Raw genomic sequence first — 18,859 nt, forward strand, 5'->3', positions numbered from 1 at the left:
CCATGGCCACCTACCTGATCGGCGACGTGCAGGGTTGCGACGATGCGCTCGGCCGCCTGCTCGAACGCATCGATTTCTCCCCCAGCCGCGACACCCTGTACCTGCTCGGAGACCTCGTCAACCGCGGTCCCGATTCGCTCGCCGTGCTGCAGCGCCTGATGGCGCTCGAAGGCAGCGCGCACTGCCTGCTGGGCAACCACGACCTGCACCTGCTCGCTGTGGCGCACGGGGTGCGCAAACCCCACCGCAGCGACACGCTCGACGCCATCCTGCACGCCCCGGACCGCCCGCGCCTGCTGGACTGGCTGCGCCACCGGCCCCTGGCCCTGCAGCACCAGGGCTGGCTGATGGTGCACGCCGGCGTGCTGCCCGCCTGGGATGCGGCGCAGACCCTGTCGCTGGCGCGCGAGGTGGAAGCTGCCCTCCAGAGTGCCGACTGGGGCGTGCTGATGCACAACATGTACGGCAACCAGCCCGACCACTGGGACGACCGCCTGCGCGGCTTCGACCGGCTGCGCGTGATCGTCAACGCACTCACCCGGCTGCGGTTGTGCACGCCCTCGGGCGTGATGGAGTTCGCCACCAAAGACAGCGCCGACGCCGCCCCGCCGGGCTTCCTGCCCTGGTTCGCGGTACCCGGCCGGCGCACCGACGGTCAGCCGGTGGCGTTCGGTCATTGGTCCACGCTGGGTGACACCGGCCGTCCCGATGCCCTGGCTCTGGACACGGGCTGTGTGTGGGGCGGCTGCCTGACAGCCGCCCGGCTGGGTGCGGTGGCGGGAACGGTTGAGCGCATCAGCGTGCGCTGCCCGCAGGCACAGAAACCGGGTTGATGGACCGGCCCGCCCGCAGCGGGCCGAAGACAGCGCGCGTCAGCCTTCGGTGGGCGGCGTGCTCTTGAACAGCGCCGGCACCTTTTTGCGGGTCTTGATGTTCGGCGACAGGCGGCTGGCCGGCTTGGGGCTGGCGGCCTCCCAGTCGGGCTTGGCATCGCCCGCCGGGCTCGGTTCGTACGGGCGGTCGAACAGCGGATCGGCCGGCACCCGCGGTGCGCGCGGCTGGCGCCGCTCTTCGGCACTGCCCCTGGCGGTGCGGCTTTCGCGCGCGGCGCGGATGTCGCGCTGATCGCGATCCCCTTCACCCCCACCTTCGCGCCAGGCGCGCTGGCCGTCGTTGAAGCGGCCTGTGGGTTTGCGATCGGCCTCCAGCTCCACCGCTTCGAGCTCGAACTTCTTGCCGATCAGCTTCTCGATATCGGCCATCAGGCGCGTGTCCTTGCCGCTCACGAACGACACTGCCAGCCCCGAGGCGCCCGCGCGGCCCGTGCGACCGATGCGGTGCACGTAGTCTTCGGCGTTGAACGGGATGTCGAAGTTGAACACCGCCGGCACGTCCTTGATGTCCAGGCCCCGCGCGGCCACGTCGGTGCAGACCAGCAGGTCGACCTGGCCCTGCTTGAAGGCGTCCAGCGCCTTCAGGCGCTCGTCCTGGCTCTTGTCACCGTGCAGCGCCGTGGTCTTGAGGCCGTCGCGCTCCAGCGAGCGCGCCAGCCGGGCGCAGCCGAGCTTGCTGTTGACGAACACGAAGGCCTGCGTCACGCCACGCTCGCGCACGATCTGGCGCAGCACGGCGCGCTTGTCGTCGTCGTCAACGCGGTAGAAATGCTGCTCCACCGTGGAAGCGGTGGCGTTGGAGCGGGCCACTTCGATGGTGATCGGGTCCTGCAGGTAGCTGCTGGCCAGGCGCTTGATTTCGGGCGAAAACGTCGCCGAGAACAGCAGCGTGGTGCGGTTCTTGGGCAGGTAGGACAGGATGCGCTGCAGGTCGGGCAGGAAGCCGATGTCCAGCATGCGGTCGGCCTCGTCGAGCACCACGTACTCGACCTGGTTGAGCACGCAGTTCTTGGCCTCGATGTGGTCCAGCAGCCGGCCCGGCGTGGCCACCAGCACCTCGACACCTTTTTTCAGCTCGGCCGTCTGCGGCTTCATATCCATGCCGCCGAACACCACGGTGCTGCGCAACTGGGTGTACTTTGCGTATTGCTTGACCTGGTCGGCCACCTGGTCGGCCAGCTCGCGCGTGGGCAGCAGCACCAGCGCGCGCACCGGGTGGCGGGCCGGCGAAGTCGAGGCGTTCTCGTGCTTGAGCATGCGCTGCAGCAGCGGCAGCGAGAAGGCGGCCGTCTTGCCGGTGCCGGTCTGGGCCGCGCCCATCACGTCACGCCCTTGCAGCACGACCGGGATGGCCTGCGCCTGGATGGGCGTCATGCTCTCGTAACCCATCTCCGCGATGGCGCGAGCGAGGTTGGGTGAGAGCTGGAGTTCGGAAAAAGATTGGGACATGGCAATACCGGGTGAACCCGTTATTGTCTCACTTCAGGTCTTTTTCGCCCAGAAAGGCCCAGGGGAAGGCACACCACCACCGCGCACCAGCACGATCCCGGCCCCGCCCAGCGCGCGGCAACCGGTCAAAGCGCCCGGGTGTTGAAGGTGTCGCAGGCCTGCACGCTGCCGCTTTCCAGCCCCTTGCGGAACCAGCGCTGGCGCTGCTCGCTCGTGCCGTGGGTGAAGCTGTCGGGCACCACCATGCCCTGGCTCTTGCGCTGCAGCGCGTCGTCGCCGATGGCGGCCGCGGCATTGAGCGCTTCTTCCACGTCGCCCGGCTCCAGCACGCCCTTGCTCTGGTGGTTGTGGCTCGCCCAGATCCCGGCGAAGCAGTCGGCCTGCAGTTCCAGCCGCACCGACAGGGCGTTGTACTCGCGCTCGCTGACCCGGCGGCGCATCTGCTCCATCTGATCGGTGACGCCCATGAGGTTCTGCACGTGGTGCCCCACCTCGTGCGCGATCACATAGGCCTGGGCAAAGTCGCCCGGCGCACCCAACTGGCTGCGCAAGGTGTCGTAGAAGCTCAGGTCGATGTAGACCTTCTGGTCGCCCGGGCAGTAAAACGGCCCCATGGCCGCCTGGCCCGTGCCACAGGCCGTGGGCGTGGCCCCCCGGAACAGCACCAGGCGCGGCTTCTGGTACTGGGAGCCGGCTTTCTGGAAGATGCTCCCCCAGGCGTCCTCGGTGCCCCCGAGCACCGCCGCCACGAACTGCCCCATCTGGTCAGCGGGCTGCCCTGTGCTGCCCGCCGGTGCCGTCGCCACCTGCTCCTGCGATGAAGGCAGCCCACCGCCGCCCAGCGCGCCCAGGATGGTCAACGGGTTGATGCCGAAAATCCAGCCCGCGACCAGCGCGATCACGATGGTGCCCAACCCAAGCCCCCGGCCACCCACGCGGCGGCCGCCAGCGCCCGAAAAGCCCCCGGACGAAGCCCGGCGGTCCTCGATCTGGTCGGACTGGCGGTTGTTTTCCCATTTCATGACGTGCTCTCCTCTCAGCCCTGACCCAGGGCACCACCGGACGGTTTACGTGCCCGGATTATGGGGATGTCCAGGCTTTTGCGCCGGATCGGTGGCACACGCCCCGACCCGCGAGCGTGTCAAGTTGCCAGTGTTGTGGCGCACTTGCACACCCCTGACGCCAGCGGCGCTGGCCACCAACGGCCGCTCAGGAGGTCTGCCCCGCCGAAGCGCCCGGCCGTTGTGCCAGGCGCTGGCGCAATTCGTCCAGCGAAATTTCCACCAAACGGTCGCGGAACAGGCGCTGCAAAGCATCGGCCTGCAGGCCATGCTCGGCCACCGCGTCGACACCCACCGGCACCTCGCCATCCGGGCTGTCCACCAGTTCGTGCAGGTGGCGGAAGAAGTCGTTGATCTGCTGTTGCTGGTAGCTGGCCAGGCGCTGGTCATCGATGTAGGGCCGGTCGTTGCGGCGCGCCCAGCGGTTCCACGAAGCGTAGTAGTCGGCCACGGTGAACAGCGTGGTCGGGAAATCGATGTAGAACGGCTCGGCGGCCTCGCCCCATCCGGCCAGCACGATGACACGGCGGCGCAGCGGTTTGTGCCCGAAACGCGCCACGGCCGCGACCTCCTCTGTGCGGGCATTCAGATCCGGCTGCAGTTGCGGCCAGACCTCGTCCTCCAGCATGCGAAGGTCTTCCACCGAAGCTGGCTTCACCACATGCAACCGGCTGCCCTTGGCTTCCATCACCAGCAGCGCGCCGACCAGGAAATTTTTGAAGTAGCCATAGGCCAGCGCGCGGCCAATGGTGTAGTGGTCGCTGCCGTCCAACTGTCCCAGCAACTGCTGGCGCTTGATCGCGATGCCCACAAACAGCGCCACCAGCAGGGCCAGCAGGGTGAGGAACGGGTCACTGGTCAGTGCCTGCTCGGCCTGGACCACTTTGGCGTGCGCCCCCAGCCACTGGCTCACAGGCTGCCCCAGTGCGGCCGCCGCAGTGCCCAGCACCGCCAGTGCCGCGAGCAAAGCCGTGACCACCCTGGTCGGCCACTGGTAGTCGCGCACCAGCTCCACGAACGCCCGCGCGGTCTGACGCCAGGGCGCCAGGCTGGCCAACGGGCGGGCCCGCGAGGTGGTCATGGCAGCGGTGCCGAAACGCTCAGGTCTTGGGCAGCGTCACGCCCACTTGGCCCTGGTACTTGCCGCCGCGGTCCTTGTAGCTGGTCTCGCAGACCTCGTCGCTTTCGAAGAACAGCACCTGCGCGCAGCCTTCGCCCGCGTAGATCTTGGCCGGCAACGGCGTGGTGTTGGAAAACTCCAGCGTCACGTAGCCTTCCCATTCGGGTTCGAAGGGGGTGACGTTGACGATGATCCCGCAACGGGCATAGGTGCTTTTGCCCAGGCAGACGGTCAGCACATTGCGCGGAATCCGGAAATATTCCACCGTGCGCGCCAACGCAAAGCTGTTGGGCGGAATGATGCAGACATCGGCGTTGATGTCGACGAAGCTCTTTTCGTCGAAGTTCTTCGGGTCCACCACGGTGCTGTGGATGTTGGTGAACACCTTGAATTCGGGTGCGCAGCGGATGTCGTAGCCATAGCTGCTGGTGCCATAGCTCACGATTTTGTGGCCATCGGCCGCGTACCGGACCTGGCCCGGCTCGAACGGCTCGATCATGCCGTGCTGTTCGGCCATGCGCCGGATCCATTTGTCACTCTTGATGCTCATGAAGCGTTTCTCCTGCCGCGATTGTAGGCAGCCAGGCACGCGATCTGCTTGCGCTATCAAAAAGGGAGAATAATGGCCCCGGTACCGCGGGCTGCCGTTCAGGGCCGCGGGAAGGCCTGCCACCCGAGTCTGCCTGTCCGACATCATGAAGACCGCTCTGCTCCGCCTCACCCTGGGCCTCCTGGCCGGCTTGGCCGCGTGGCCTGTCCTGGCCGAGGTCGACCCCAGTCAGGGCCCCAAAGACCCTTGCCGTGCCGAGGTGTCCCGCTTTGAACAGGTCATCGGGTTTGTCCGCCAGAGCCAGGGCAACCAGGCCGCTGCCGCGCTCAAGGAAAGCCTGTTGCCGGCCAAAGTCGAGAACGATATCCTGATGCGCGAAGGCTATTGCGGGCTGGCGCGCTACCTGCGGGAAAAGAAGCTGACGCGCTGAACACGGCTCTGGCGCTTCAGGACCGGGACCCGCTCACTTGTCCCGGACGATGCGGGACCACTGCGCCAAGTCGCGCTTGATGAGATCGTCCATGGCCTTTGGCGTCGAGGCCTGCGGCGTCATGCCCAGCGTCAGCAGCCGCTGGACCACATCGGTCTGCGTCAGGGCGTCGGACACGTCAGCATGAAGCTTGTCTACCAGCGCATCCGGCGTTTTGGCGGGCACGACCACCGCGTACCAGGTTGAAAAATCAAAGTCCTTGAAACCGGCTTCCACCAGGGTCGGCACTTCGGGCGCCAGCTTGGAGCGGGTCTTGGTCGTCACCGCGAGGATCCGCCCGCGCCCTTGCCGTTGGGTCGGCAACAGGCTGGGCAGGTCGGCGATCACCATGTCGATCTGCCCTCCGGCAAGATCCATGAGTGCCGGCTGAGCCCCTTTGTACGGAATGTAGGTCACATCGAGACCGGTCTGCCTCACCAGTTGGGCACCGATCAGGGGCCCCAGCGTGCCCGCCGACCCGTAGGTGAGCGGCTTCTTGCGGGAAAGCTGGACGAGCTCCTCGACCGTTTTCACGGGGGAACCGTTACCCAGCATGACGGCAAAGGGATTGCCCGCCACAAAGCTCACCCCGCGGAAAGCGGTCGCGGCATCGTAGGGCAGCCTCTCCACGGTGGCGGGGGCCAGGGCGAGGTTGCCCATGGTGGCCAGGTACAGGGTGTGGCCATCGGGTGCGGCCTTGGCCACTGCGTCGCTGGCGATGACCCCGTCGGCCCCGGTCTTGTTCTCGACGATGACGGCTGTGCCCCACTTCTTGGCCAGCGCATCCCCCAGAGCCCGGGCAACGATGTCCGGGGCCGCCCCCGGCGTGAATGAAACGATGATCCGTACGGTTTTGCTGGGGAAGTCCGTCGCCTGGGCGGCCATGGCGGCCGTCATGCACAGCGCGGCGATCAGATGATGCCGGCAGCGGCGTGTGAAAGTGACAAGGTTCATGCGGGTCTCCTCTTGGGTGGAATGCGTGGATTCAGGGCATGGCGACGGGGATCACCGGCAGCAGGACACTGCTGTCGAACTGGCCACCGGTGTGCAGGGTGATGACACCGTTGAAATCCGGGTGGCTCCGGTCGTCCGGGTCGTCGTGCCGGAACGGTCCGCAACCCTTTGACGGGTAGCGGTGGCGGGCATTGCGCTGCGGGTCCACAGGCCCCGAATACACGTAGTCACGCCCCCGGACCTGGAACTCCAACCGGTAGCCCGCCGGCACGACAATGCTGGTGGGCCAGATTTCGATCTCGAGCGCCACGACCTCCCCCGGCGTCAGGGGTTCGACCCGGTCATGCCGATGGACGGGCCGCTCGGGCCGGCTGAGCACGGGATCAAGCCCGCGGTGTGATGCGCGCAGCCACCCCTGGGCCAGGGGCGTGTAGGCATCCATGGCGCCGCGGAAAGCCACCTCGCTGCCATCCGGATCCCGCATCGTCAACACCACGAAGATGTCCGCATCCCTGGTGCTGCTGCTGATATGCAGCCTCGCCGACAACGGCCCGGTGATTTCGGTGCGCTGGGCCAAGGGCGCCGATACGAAGGTCAGGCCGTCACCCTCCGGCGAAAACCGCAGGGCGCCCGCCCCGCGTGGCTGATCGGGTGCAAAGCGGGTATCCGAGGCGTCCAGGTACCAGCGCATCCACTGGGTGCGGGCCAGCGGCCATTCGTTCTCGGCGCGCAGCTCGAAGCGGTCCACATGGCGGACCTGGAGTTGCACCCGAGGCTGCCGTGCCCACCCGGACGGGTCACCCTTCAGGTAGCAGTCGAAAAAGCGCTTCTGCAGGTCCATGCCATACCGCGTGTAGAAATGGGTCCAGTGCTCCAGGCCATGGACCTCCAGGTACTTGTGAGCCGACGCCGAACGCGTGAAACCTTCCAGATTGCCCCGCAGGTGCAGCCCCTGCCCGCCCCAGTTGGCGCTGGAGAGCAAGGGCACCTCGACCCGGTCGAAGTCCGTGATGACCGGCCGGTAGTAGTCGTCCAGCAACGGGTGCGCCTTGACCTCGGCACGCTTGTCCACACGCTGCGCCGCCAGCTCGGCCTCACTCAGGGTGACGTCGCCACCACAGGGTTCACCGGTCACCGGGTGGCGGCGCGAGCGCTCGCCCTGCCCGTACTGCATGGCTTCCTGGCGGGGCAGCCAGGAATCGAGGAAGGTGCAGCGAATGCCACCGTGGTGATACAGCTCGCGATAGCAGTCGGACGCCCCCTCCCAGGGAATGATGGCCTTGAGATACCGGGGCTGGGCCGCGGCGGCCAGCCACTGGTTGGCGGCGTAGTAGGAAATGCCCAGCAGGCCCACGCTGCCATTGCACCAGTCCTGCGAACCCGCCCATTCGATGCAGGCGCAGTAGTCCTGGATCTCGCGCGCCGACCACAGGTCCTGCACACCCGGCGACCAGCCGGCCCCCCGCGAATCGACGCGAAGTACGGCATAGCCATGCGGCACCCACTGCTCGGGATCGGTCAGTTCCCAGCACTGGTACCGGTTGGTGCTGCCCTCGGCGATCTCGGGAAACTCTTCCAGCATGGCGTTCCACTGGGGCGCATACGCCTCCTGAAACGCCTGCCCCTTGGCGTAGCAGCCATAACTCATGATGACCGGCACCTGGGCCGCACCCACTGGACGGAAGAGGTCTGCGCGCAGCACGACCCCATCGTCCATTCGGATCGGCAGCTGCCAGGTGATCAGCATGCCGTCCCGCACTTCGGTGCGGGGATGCGAGTCGAGGATTTGGGTGGGCGAAGTCATTTTTAACGATAAAAATCAAATTAACGATAAATAGATTGTGTATCGTATCACCTTCGTTTTTGCGAAAAATATCGGGGTTTACGCTGGGGTGCGATCGCTTACCCAGGCCCGCCCCCCACCATCCAGCCACGTCCCTCCCCGACGACACCGTGACGGCCAACACCACCCCAAAAGGCCGCGGAACGGCCACCCGGGCCACCGTGATCGGCAACCGCATCAAGGCTGACATCCTTCAGGGCACCCTGCGCCCAGGCACCTGGTTGCGGCTGGAAGATCTCCGAACAGAGTTCGACGTCAGCTGGAGCCCGCTTCGGGAAAGCCTGTCCGCGCTGGTGGCTGAAGGGCTGGTCGTCAGCGATGGCAGCCGGGGCTACCACGTCGCCCCCATTTCCCGCCACGAACTGAGCGACGTGCTGGACATGCGCCTGCTGCTGGAACCCAAGGCGCTGCGCCGCGCCATCGAACTGGGCGACGACGTCTGGGAGCGGGAGTTGGTGGCCACGCACCACCAGTTGCGCAAACTGGAGTCGCAGCGATGGCTGCCCGATCAGTTGGGCGACTGGGAGCACTGGCATCGCCAGTTCCACACCGCACTGATCCAGGCCTGTGCGTCCCCTTTGCTGATGCAGTACTGCCTGAACCTGTACGACATCAGCGATCGCTACCGCCGACTGTTCCTGTCATTGCACCCCCGTGACCGGGACATCAACGGGGAACATCAGGCCATCGTGACCGCAGCCTTGAACCGGAACGCGGACGAGGCATCGCAACTCATGCAGACGCACGTCCGGCGCACCCTGGAAACGATCCTGGCCGCCATGCCCGCATAGCCAGAATGCGCTGCGCGCGCACCGGCGAAGGCCGTGGCGCCCTGGCTGTCAGCGCCCACCGATCACCGTGCGCGCCACCAGCCGATCGTCACCGAGCACGATCAGGGCAAACAGCAGTTCATCCAGGTTTTCGGCCTGGGCCGTCTTGCGCTCCAGCAGCGGCGTGGCCTTGGGGTTGAGCACCACGAAATCGGCCTCGCAACCGGGCTGCAGGTTGCCCACCACGCCCTCCAGGTCCAGCGCGCGCGCGGCACCGGCGGTGTGCTGCCACCACAGCTGCGCCGGGGTCAGGCTCAGGCCCGGCTTGGTGTGCCCTTCGCGCCCCACGTAGTAGGCGGCCAGCATGGTGTGGAACGGCGAGAAGCTGGTGCCCCCGCCCACATCGCTGGCCAGGCCGTAGCCCATGCCGGCCGCGTCGGCCGCCTGGTAGTCGAAAAAACCGCTGCCCAGGAACAGGTTGCTCGTGGGGCTGATCGCCGCCGCGGTGCCAGACTCGGCCATGAGCCGGCGATCGCCATCGTCCAGATGGATGCAGTGCGCGTAGACCGCCCGCCGGCGCAGCAGGCCAAAGTCATCGTAGACGCCCAGGTAGCTGCGCGAGGCGGGGAACAGCTCGGCCGCCCACTTCACCTCGTCGCGGTTTTCGGCCACGTGCGACTGGATCCACACATCGGTGTAGCGCGCGGCCAGTTCCCCGGCACCGTGCAGCTGGGCCGAGGTGCTGGTGGGCGCGAAACGCGGCGTGATGGCATAACCCAGGCGGTCCACCCCGTGCCAGCGGCGGATCAGGGCTTCGGTATCGATCAGGCTCTGCTCGGTGTCATCGCGCACGCCGTCCGGGCTGTGGCGGTCCTGCAGCACCTTGCCGGTGATGAAACGCAGCCCCCGCGCCTGGGCGGCTTCGAAAGCCGCATCGACCGAGGTCGGGTGGGAGGTGGCAAAGGTCAGTGCGGTGGTCACGCCATGGCGCGCCAGCTCGTCGAAGAAGAAGTCGGCCACGCCCCGGGCATAGGCCTTGTCGGCAAAGCGCGACTCGTGCGGGAACGTGTAGTGCTCCAGCCAGGGCAGCAGACCCGCAGCCGGCGCGCCGATCACGTCGGTCTGCGGGTAGTGCACGTGCAGATCGACGAAGCCCGGTGCGATGAGCAGGCCACGCAGGTCTTCGACCGCCACGCCCGGAAAGCGCCCAGCCAGGTCGGCGTGGGTGCCGGCAGCGCGCACCACCTGGCGCCCGTGGGCATCCGGGCCGATCACCAGCAGACCATCGGCATCGTAGAGCGGATGCTGGTGTTCATCGAAACGGAGCAGAGCGGCGCGGTAGGCTTTCATCCCCTCAAGGATAGCGGGACCACCGCCAGCGCGCATACCGGGTGCAGCATAGTCTCCATGCAGCCACCCGCGCCGGCCCCGGCGCCGAAGGTCGCCCCTAGCGGGTGATGCGGCCGATCACGCCGTCGGCGAGCCAGTTCATGCCCAGGATCGCCGCGTCGTCCAGCGACTGGCCCGCTGCAACGGCCATGCGGCCCTCGTTGTCCCGGACCCCGTGCGCACCGCCACCGAACACGGTCAGGCGCCCGCTGGCCAGATCGGCCTGCCGGGCTTCCACCTCGGCCTGCACCGCCTTGGGCACGCGGGAGCCGAAGCCTTCGACACGGATCATGCCTTCGCGCACGCCGCCCCATAGGCTGGTGCTGGCCCAGGTGCCGTCGATCACGGCACGCACGCGCCGGGTGTAGTAATCGCCCCAGCGGTGGGTGACCGCCACCACCTGGGCATCGGGCGCGACCTTGCGCATGTCGGAGTGGTAGGCCACGGCCAGCTTGCCACGCTCCTGCGCAGCCACCATCACCGCGTTGGAGCCGGTGTGGAAGGCCAGCACCTCGGCGCTCTGGTTGATCAGCGTCATCGCCGCCTCGCGTTCTCGCGCGGGGTTGAACCACTCGCCGAGGAACACCACCCGCACCGTGGCCTGCGGATTGACCGAGCGCATGCCGAGCAGAAACGCATTGATGCCCTGCACCACTTCGGGAATCGGGAAACCCGCCACGTAGCCGGCCTGCGTCGCCAGGCGCCCGGCCGCCACCCCGGCCAGGTAGCGGCCTTCGTAGTAGCGCGCGTTGGCCGTGGCCACGTTCGGGGTGGTCTTGTAGCCAGTGATGGACTCGAACTTCACCTGGGGAAATTCGCGCGCCACCTTGAGCGTCGGCTCCATGTAGCCGAAGCTGGGGGTGAAGATGATCTGGTGGCCCTGCTGGGCCAGGTCGCGGATCACGCGCTCGGCGTCGGGGCCTTCGGCGACGTTCTCCACATAGGTGGTCTGCACCTTGGTCCCCAGCGCGGCTTCGACGGCCTTGCGACCCTCGTCGTGCTGACGCACCCAGCCCGCCTCGGTGAGCGGCGCCACATAGACGAAAGCGGCCTTGACCGGAGCAGAAGGTGCGGTCTGGGCGCGGGTGGAGATCGGAGAAAACAAGGTGGCGACGGCCAGGCTGCTGACCGCCAGGGCACAGCCGGCCCGGGCCACGAGGTTTTTGTACATGGTGTTCCTCTACATGGCTTCCGAAAGACAAAAAAAGCGAGCCGGGGAAGCACCGGCTCGCTGGCGGTCATTGTAGCGCCGGGGGGCCGAACGCGCTCAGCCCGCCGCCACGCGGTCCACCGCAGCCAGAAAGGCGCTGCGCTGCGCCGGATCGATGAAGCTGGCCTCGAAGCTGTTTTTGGCCAGCGCCACCACGTCGGCCCGCGACAGCGACAAGGCCTCGGTGGTCTGCACATAGTTGGCGTTCAGGTAGCCACCGAAGTAGGCAGGATCGTCCGAATTGACGGTCACGCACAGGCCCGCGTCGAGCATGCGTTTGAGCGGGTGATCGCGCAGGTCGTCCACCACGCACAGCTTGAGGTTGGAGAGCGGGCACACGGTCAGCGGCAGGCGCGTGTGTGCCAGCTCGGCCATGAGCAGCGGGTCCTGCATCGCGGCCACGCCGTGATCGATGCGGTCGACCTTGAGCAGGTCGATGGCCTGCCACATGTATTCGGGCGGCCCCTCTTCGCCCGCGTGCGCCACCACCCGCAGCCCCAGGTCGCGGCAGCGCGCGAACACGCGCTGAAACTTTTCGGGCGGATGCCCGACCTCGCTCGAATCGAGGCCCACGCCGATGAAATGCTGTCGGTACGGCAGGGCCGCTTCCAGCGTGGCAAAGGCGTCGGCTTCGCTGAGGTGGCGCAGGAAACAGAGGATGAGCGCGGCGCTGATGCCCAGCTCCTGCTCCGCGCGCCGGCACGCGCCCGCGAGCCCCTCGATCACCGCCGCCATGGGCACACCGCGGGCGGTGTGGGTCTGCGGATCGAAGAACAGCTCGGCGTGCACCACGTGATCGGCCTGGGCGCGCAGGAAGTAGGCCCAGGCCATGTCGTGAAAGTCCTGCGCCGTGAGCAGCACGCTGGCACCCGCGTAGTAGATATCGAGAAAGCTCTGCAGGTCGGTGAAGGCATAGGCCGCACGCAGTGCCTCGACACTGGAGTACGCCAGCGCGACGCCGTTGCGCTGCGCCAGCGCAAAAATCAGCTCGGGCTCCAACGAGCCTTCGATGTGGATGTGCAGCTCGGCCTTGGGGATGGCGCGGGCGAGTTCGGTGGGGTTCATGTCACAGGTCTTTCTTGTCCAGGGGTACCGCAGAACCGGCTCTGCCGGGCCACAGGTGCCGTCCGCTCTCGAAGCGCCGCAGGCGCGCTACGGAGAGGGGAAGCCGCAAAGCGGCGCAGGGGAGCGTCAGGATACCCCCAGCGCAATGCCGGTGCGCGCCAGGTAGCGGCGGTAGGCGCTGGACATGCGGTCGGCCGGCCCGTGCACCTCGGCCATCCGGCCCGACAGGCCGATCGGCAGCGTCTTGGGCATCTGGGATTCGACGATGGGTTTGTCCTGCCCGAACACCGTGTCCTGAAACCGGCGCAACTCTTCGTCGTCCGAGAGATCGCCCAGCGTCGCCATGGCAAACCAGGCGGTGCAGGCCTCGGGGCCGTCGGGACGGATGAACAGGGCGATGGCGTTGCTCACCGGGTCGCCATCGGCCGCGTCCTTGCGCAGGATCGCGGCAAACGGGTGGGGCACGCTGTAGCGGTAGGCGATCCAGGCGCCGTCCTGTGCGCCCGCATAGGCACGCGGCTGCCAGGCCTTGCATTCGCGCGCCAGCACGCCGTCCACGCCCTCCTCGACCCGCCCCGTGTCCACCTGCGCATGGCTGCGCGCACCCAGCCAGCCTTCGTGCACAAAACCGAAATGGCTCAGATCGAGAAAGTTTTCCACCAGGCGCGGCGCACTGGTGGCGACCTCGTAGGGCCCGCACAGCACCTGGCGCCACAGCGGATCGGCCCAGGGCTCGAACGCGGGCGGCTGCGACAGGGAAGCCGGCAGTTGCGACAGGTCTGGCCGCTCCAGGCGCACCCAGACCAGTCCGTGCCGTTCCTGGGCGTCAAACACCTGCGCGCAGTGGGCAGCCGGTGGCTCGAAGGCCGGCGCCGCAGGCACGTGCACGCAGCGACCCACCGCCACCGGCGTGCCCTGGTGCCCCTGCGCCGCCGCAGCATCGCCAGCGAACTGCCAGCCATGGTAGGGACACTCCAGCCGCGCGCCGTGCAGGTGGGTGAGCACCCGCCCCAGGGACAGTTGGGCCCCGCGGTGCGGGCAGCGGTCGGCCCAGGCGTGCACCACGCCGGGTTGGCCCTCGTGCCCGTGCTCGCGCCACAGGACCAGCGGCTGCCCCAGCAGCGTGACCGCCAACGGCGCGTCGCGCAGGTGCATGCCCGCAATGACCGGGTGCCAGAGTTGTTGTTCGATCATGCGACCTCCAAAGAAAAACGCCGCTGTGGGAGCAGCGGCGTTGAGGTGTTTCCGGCGCGCGGGTCTTCGCTCCAGGATGCCGTGGAACCGGCTTTGCCGGGCCACTGGCATCGCCCCCCTTTCAGGGGGGTGACGCGAAGCGGCGCGGTGGGTGAACTCAGTTCGGCAGCTTGCCTTCCACGCCCTTGACGTAGAACTTGATCCCGCCCAGGAATGCGTCGTCGGCCACCGCATCGGCCGCCAGAACTTCCTTGCCGTCCTGACCGGCGATCGGGCCCTTCCAGATGTGGAAGCTGCCGTCCTTCAGGCCGGCCTTGATCTCGTCGATCTTGGCCTTGGTTTCGGCCGGCACGTCTTCGGCCACGGACACCATGTCGATGGCGCCTTCCTTGTGGCCCCACCACACGCCGCTGTTGCCGGCCCAGGTGCCGTCCAGCGCATCCTTGACGGCCTTGATGTAGTACGGCCCCCAGTTGATCACGGCCGAACCCAGGTGGGCCTTGGGACCATAAGCGGTCATGTCGGAATCCCAGCCGAAGGCACGCTTGCCCATTTTTTCGGCGGTCTGCAGCACGGCCGACGAGTCGGTGTTCTGCATCAGCACGTCGGCACCGCCGTTGATCAGCGAGGTGGCGGCTTCGGTTTCCTTCGGTGGGTCGAACCAGCCGTTGACCCACACCACCTTGGTCTTGACCTTCGGGTTCACCGACTGCGCACCCAGCGTGAAGCTGTTGATGTTGCGGATCACTTCAGGGATTGGGATCGAAGCCACCACACCCAGGGTGTTGGTCTTGGTCATGGCGCCGGCAATCACGCCCGCCATGTAGGCACCTTCGTAGGTGCGGCTGTCGTAGGTGCGCATGTTCTCGGCCTGCTTGTAGCCGGTGGCGTGCTCGAACTTCACGTCCTTGAAGTCGGCAGCGACCTTGAGCATGGGCTCCATGTAGCCGAAGGTGGTGCCGAAAATGACCTTGTTGCCCTGGCTGGCCAGATCGCGCAGCACGCGCTCGGCGTCGGCGCTCTCGGGCACGTTCTCGACGAAGCTGGTCACGATCTTGTCGCCGAACTCGGCTTCCAGCGCCTTGCGACCGTTGTCGTGCGCGAAGGTCCAGCCGCCGTCACCCACCGGGCCGACATAGGCAAACGCCACCTTCAGCGGCTCGGCCTTGGGGGCTTCGGCGGCAGGGGCCGGGGCGGGCGCCGGTGCCGGCTCTTCCTTCTTGCCGCAGCCGATCAGGGCGGCGCTGGCCACGGCCGTCAGGGCCGCAAGCTTCATGAGGGAGCGCTTGTTCAGGTCAGTCATGGAAACCTCTTGGTGGGTAGAAAAAGGAGAAAAGGAAACCGGAAGCCAAAGATTATGCGCCCGGGTAGAACGGTTTTCCGATCGATGCGGGCATGTTGATGCGAATCCAAGTCGGGTTGCGCGAAATCAGCACCAGCACCACGATCGTGGCCACGTAAGGCATCATGGTCAGGAACTGGCTGGGCACGTTCACGCCCATGCCTTGCAGGTGGAACTGCAGCATCGTCACGCCGCCGAACAGGTAGGCGCCCAGCAGCACACGCGCCGGCCGCCAGGTGGCGAAAGTGGTCAGGGCCAGGGCGATCCAGCCCTTGCCAGCGATCATGCCTTCCACCCACAGCGGGGTGTAGACCGTGGACACATAGGCGCCCGCCAGCCCGCACAGCGCGCCGCCGGCCATCACCGCCATGAGCCGGATGCGGCGCACCGGGTAACCCAGGGCATGGGCCGATTCCGGGCTTTCGCCCACGCTGCGCAGCACCAGACCGGCGCGGGTGCGCCACAGGAACCAGATCAGCCCCAGCACCAGCGCCACACAGACGTAGACCATGGGGTGGTGCCTGAACAGCGCCGGTCCCACGAACGGAATGTCGGACAGCACCGGCACGGCGAAGCGCATCTGCTCGGGCAGCTTTTCCTGCACGTAGGCGGTGCCGGCGAAGGCCGAGAAGCCGGCCCCGAACAGCGAGAGCGCCAGCCCGGTGGCGTACTGGTTGGTGTTGAGCCAGATCACCAGCACGCCGAACAGCGCGGCCAGCAAGGCGCCGGCCAGCATGCCGGCGCCCAGGCCCGCCACGGTGCTGCCGGTGTGCACGACGGTGGCGAAGCCCGCCAGGGCGGCGCAGAGCATCATGCCCTCGGCGCCCAGGTTGACGATGCCGGCCTTTTCGTTGATCAGCAGGCCCAGCGAGGCGATGGCCAGCACGGTGCCGGCATTGAGCGAGGCGGCGATGAGGAGTGCGGTGGATTCCATGTCAGCGACTCCTTATTTTTTCCAGACCAGGCGATACGCGATCAAGGTGTCACAAGCCAGCAGCGCGAACAGCAGCAGGCCCTGGAACACGCCGGTGATCGACTTGGGCAGGCCCAGGCGCGACTGCGCGAGTTCACCGCCGATGTAGAACATGCTCATCAGGATCGCCGAGAACACGATGCCCACCGGGTGCAGTCGGCCGACGAAGGCCACGATGATGGCCGCGAATCCGTAGCCCGCCGGCACATAGGGCGTGAGCTGGCCGATGGGGCCGGCCACTTCCAGCGCGCCGGCCATGCCGGCCATGCCCCCGGAAGTGAGCAACGCGATCCACAACGCCTTGCGCGACGAAAACCCGGCGTAACGAGCCGCGGCCGGGGCCAGCCCGCCCACCTGCTGGGCGAAGCCCGAATAGGTGCGGAACAGGAACACCCACACCGCCGCCACGCCCGCCAGCGCCAGCAGCAGCCCCATGTTCAGGCGCGAGCCGGGCACCAGGCGCGGGATCTGGGTGACCGTCTCGAAAGTCTTGGTCTGCGGAAAGTTGTAGCCGCCGGGGTCCTTCCAGGGGCCGTAGACCAGGTAGTTGAGCACCTGCACCGCCACGTAGACCAGCATCAGGCTGACCAGGATTTCGTTGGCGTTGAAGCGGTCGCGCAGCAGGGCCGTGATGCCGGCCCAGACCATGCCCCCCACCACCCCTGCGGCGATGATGGCCGGCACGATCCAGCCGCCGGTGGTCTTGTCGGCGGTGAGCGCGACGCCGGCCGCGAAGATGGCGCCAATCAGGTACTGTCCCTCGGCGCCGATGTTCCACACGTTGGAGCGGAAGCAGACCGCCAGCCCCAGCGCGATGATCAGCAGCGGCGTGGCCTTGACCATCAGTTCGGACAGTGCGTAGGTGCTCTTGATGGGCTCCCAGAAGAACACCTGCAGCCCGCGCACCGGGTCTTTGCCGAGCACGGCGAACAGGATCACCCCGATCACGACGGTGATCGCCAGCGCCAGCAGCGGCGAGGCATAACCCCAGCGCCTCGAAGGCTGGGGACGGACTTCAAGCCGCAGCATGGGCGGACTCCTCGGACGGTTGTTGTGCGCCGGTGCCCCACAGGCCCGACATCCATTCCCCGATGCGCTCCACCGTGGCGTCGACACGGTCGACGCTGGGCGACAGGCGCCCCTTGGCGATCACGTGCAGGCGGTCGCTGATCTCGAACAGCTCGTCCAGTTCTTCACTGACCACCAGCACCGCGCAGCCGGCATCGCGCAGCTTCAGGATTTCGCCGCGGATCTGGGCCGAGGCGCCAACGTCCACCCCCCAGGTGGGCTGGCTGACGATGAGCAGCTTGGGCTTGGCCTCGATCTCGCGCCCCACGATGAACTTCTGCAGATTGCCGCCCGAGAGCGACTTGGCCGCCGCGTCGGGCCCGTTGGCTTTGACCCGGTAGCGCGCAATGATGTCTTCGGCCTGGGCCTTGAGCGCCCCCAGCCGAAGCCAGCCGCCGGCGCCGACCGCGTCGCGGCGCGACAGCAACAGGTTCTGCGACAGCGACAGCGTGGGCACGGCGCCCCGGCCCAGCCGCTCTTCCGGCACGAAATGCAGGCCCAGCGCGCGGCGCCGGCCGGGGCCCATGCGCGCAGCGTCCTTGCCCAGCACCCGGATGCTGCCGGCCGGCGCGCGCCGGTCTTCGCCCGACAGCGCGTACAGCAGTTCGCCCTGCCCGTTGCCCGAAACACCGGCAATGCCGACCACTTCGCCCGCGCGCACCGTCAGGGCGATGTCGGCCAGGTGGGTGCCGAACGGATCGTCGCTGGCCAGCGTCAGGCCCTGGACCTGGAGCACGTCGGCCCCGGGGTTCTGCGCGCGCTCGGCCAGCGCAGGCGGTTCGGCCCCGATCATCAGACGCGACAGCGAGGCGTTGCTTTCCTGGCGCGGGTCGCACACGCCGGTGACCTGCCCGCCGCGCAGCACCGTGCAGGCGTTGCACAGCTCGCGGATTTCATGCAGCTTGTGGCTGATATAGAGGATGCTGCAACCCTCGGACGCCAGCTTGCGCAGCACCACGAACAGGCGCTCGACCGCCTGCGGCGTCAGCACCGAGGTGGGCTCGTCCAGGATCAGCAGTTGCGGATTGGTCAGCAGCGCCCGGATGATCTCCACGCGCTGCATCTCGCCCACACTGAGCGTGTGCACCGGCCGCGCCGGGTCGATGTCCAGACCGTACTCGGCCGCCTTGGCCGAGATGCTGGCCTTGACCTCGGCGAGGGTGAGCGACTTGTCCAGCCCGAGCCAGACGTTTTCGGCCACGGTGATGGTGTCGAACAAGCTGAAATGCTGGAACACCATGCTGATGCCCAGCGCGCGCGCTTCCTGCGGGTTGCGGATGTGCACCGGCCGGCCGTTGAACATCACCGAGCCCTCGTCAGGTTTGACCGAGCCGTAGATGATCTTCATCAGCGTGGACTTGCCGGCGCCGTTCTCGCCCAGCACGGCATGCACCTCGCCCGGGGCGACGGACAGCGACACGTTGCTGTTGGCCACCACGCCGGGATAGCGCTTGGTGATGCCGGACAGCTGCAATCGGGGGGTCGTCAAGGCGATCTCCTTCTCGTTAT

17 protein-coding genes are annotated in these 18,859 nt (G+C 67.4%); 3 read left to right on the forward strand and 14 right to left on the reverse strand.

Annotated features, from left to right (window positions below):
- The first annotated feature begins 2 nt into the window (after window positions 1–2).
- On the forward strand, window positions 3–833 hold the full coding sequence (locus tag QQK43_RS10085) for a symmetrical bis(5'-nucleosyl)-tetraphosphatase (protein WP_284307654.1): 831 nt from the start codon (window positions 3–5) through the stop codon (window positions 831–833).
- 39 nt (window positions 834–872) lie between these two features.
- On the opposite strand, the gene QQK43_RS10090 is transcribed toward QQK43_RS10085, so the two are convergent.
- The 4 genes from QQK43_RS10090 to dcd all read right to left on the reverse strand — a co-directional run bounded on the left by QQK43_RS10090 (window position 873) and on the right by dcd (window position 5,073).
- Window positions 873–2,342, reverse strand: coding sequence for a DEAD/DEAH box helicase (locus QQK43_RS10090; protein WP_234263726.1), 1,470 nt, complete (start codon window positions 2,340–2,342; stop codon window positions 873–875).
- Window positions 2,343–2,467: 125 nt separating this feature from the next.
- A complete protein-coding gene (gene ypfJ / locus QQK43_RS10095; protein WP_284307655.1) occupies window positions 2,468–3,364 on the reverse strand; it encodes a KPN_02809 family neutral zinc metallopeptidase in 897 nt (298 codons plus the stop codon).
- Window positions 3,365–3,551: 187 nt separating this feature from the next.
- Window positions 3,552–4,484, reverse strand: coding sequence for an STING domain-containing protein (locus QQK43_RS10100; RefSeq protein ID WP_284307656.1), 933 nt, complete (start codon window positions 4,482–4,484; stop codon window positions 3,552–3,554).
- Between the two features lie 19 nt (window positions 4,485–4,503).
- A complete protein-coding gene (gene dcd, locus QQK43_RS10105) occupies window positions 4,504–5,073 on the reverse strand; it encodes a dCTP deaminase (protein WP_234263731.1) in 570 nt (189 codons plus the stop codon).
- 145 nt (window positions 5,074–5,218) lie between these two features.
- Here dcd and QQK43_RS10110 point away from each other — a divergent pair, with 145 nt between their 5' ends.
- Complete coding sequence (locus QQK43_RS10110; RefSeq protein WP_234263732.1) at window positions 5,219–5,503, forward strand: hypothetical protein; 285 nt, start codon at window positions 5,219–5,221, stop codon at window positions 5,501–5,503.
- 33 nt (window positions 5,504–5,536) lie between these two features.
- Here the strand turns inward: QQK43_RS10110 and QQK43_RS10115 are convergent, their stop codons facing one another.
- Both QQK43_RS10115 and QQK43_RS10120 read right to left on the reverse strand, forming a co-directional pair.
- A complete protein-coding gene (locus tag QQK43_RS10115) occupies window positions 5,537–6,496 on the reverse strand; it encodes a Bug family tripartite tricarboxylate transporter substrate binding protein (RefSeq protein ID WP_234263733.1) in 960 nt (319 codons plus the stop codon).
- 31 nt (window positions 6,497–6,527) lie between these two features.
- Window positions 6,528–8,300, reverse strand: a complete 1,773-nt coding sequence (locus tag QQK43_RS10120; protein ID WP_284307658.1) for a CocE/NonD family hydrolase — start codon at window positions 8,298–8,300, stop codon at window positions 6,528–6,530.
- Window positions 8,301–8,449: 149 nt separating this feature from the next.
- On the opposite strand from QQK43_RS10120, the gene QQK43_RS10125 reads away from it, so the two are divergent.
- Window positions 8,450–9,130, forward strand: coding sequence for a GntR family transcriptional regulator (locus QQK43_RS10125; RefSeq protein WP_284307660.1), 681 nt, complete (start codon window positions 8,450–8,452; stop codon window positions 9,128–9,130).
- A 48-nt stretch (window positions 9,131–9,178) separates the two neighbouring features.
- Here the strand turns inward: QQK43_RS10125 and guaD are convergent, their stop codons facing one another.
- The 8 genes from guaD to QQK43_RS10165 all read right to left on the reverse strand — a co-directional run bounded on the left by guaD (window position 9,179) and on the right by QQK43_RS10165 (window position 18,839).
- Window positions 9,179–10,459 (reverse strand): guanine deaminase, encoded by a 1,281-nt coding sequence (gene guaD / locus QQK43_RS10130; protein WP_284307662.1) that lies wholly within the window; start codon window positions 10,457–10,459, stop codon window positions 9,179–9,181.
- Window positions 10,460–10,556: 97 nt separating this feature from the next.
- Window positions 10,557–11,669: a BMP family ABC transporter substrate-binding protein gene (locus QQK43_RS10135; RefSeq protein ID WP_284307663.1), complete on the reverse strand. Its 1,113-nt coding sequence runs from the start codon at window positions 11,667–11,669 to the stop codon at window positions 10,557–10,559.
- 96 nt (window positions 11,670–11,765) lie between these two features.
- Window positions 11,766–12,773, reverse strand: coding sequence for an adenosine deaminase (locus QQK43_RS10140; RefSeq protein ID WP_234263739.1), 1,008 nt, complete (start codon window positions 12,771–12,773; stop codon window positions 11,766–11,768).
- A 126-nt stretch (window positions 12,774–12,899) separates the two neighbouring features.
- On the reverse strand, window positions 12,900–13,967 hold the full coding sequence (locus QQK43_RS10145; RefSeq protein ID WP_234263740.1) for a Rieske 2Fe-2S domain-containing protein: 1,068 nt from the start codon (window positions 13,965–13,967) through the stop codon (window positions 12,900–12,902).
- Between the two features lie 157 nt (window positions 13,968–14,124).
- Window positions 14,125–15,270 (reverse strand): BMP family ABC transporter substrate-binding protein, encoded by a 1,146-nt coding sequence (locus QQK43_RS10150; protein WP_234263741.1) that lies wholly within the window; start codon window positions 15,268–15,270, stop codon window positions 14,125–14,127.
- A gap of 52 nt (window positions 15,271–15,322) precedes the next feature.
- A complete protein-coding gene (locus QQK43_RS10155; RefSeq protein ID WP_234263742.1) occupies window positions 15,323–16,243 on the reverse strand; it encodes an ABC transporter permease in 921 nt (306 codons plus the stop codon).
- A gap of 12 nt (window positions 16,244–16,255) precedes the next feature.
- Complete coding sequence (locus tag QQK43_RS10160; RefSeq protein WP_284307664.1) at window positions 16,256–17,311, reverse strand: ABC transporter permease; 1,056 nt, start codon at window positions 17,309–17,311, stop codon at window positions 16,256–16,258.
- Window positions 17,298–18,839 carry an ABC transporter ATP-binding protein gene (locus QQK43_RS10165; RefSeq protein WP_284307665.1) on the reverse strand — a complete coding sequence of 514 codons (1,542 nt, stop codon included), beginning with the start codon at window positions 18,837–18,839 and terminating at the stop codon, window positions 17,298–17,300. Before QQK43_RS10165 ends, QQK43_RS10160 begins: the two co-directional genes overlap by 14 nt.
- Window positions 18,840–18,859 lie beyond the last annotated feature (20 nt).

It is taken from the genome of Hydrogenophaga electricum, assembly GCF_030160815.1.
Taxonomy (GTDB): domain Bacteria; phylum Pseudomonadota; class Gammaproteobacteria; order Burkholderiales; family Burkholderiaceae_C; genus Hydrogenophaga; species Hydrogenophaga electricum.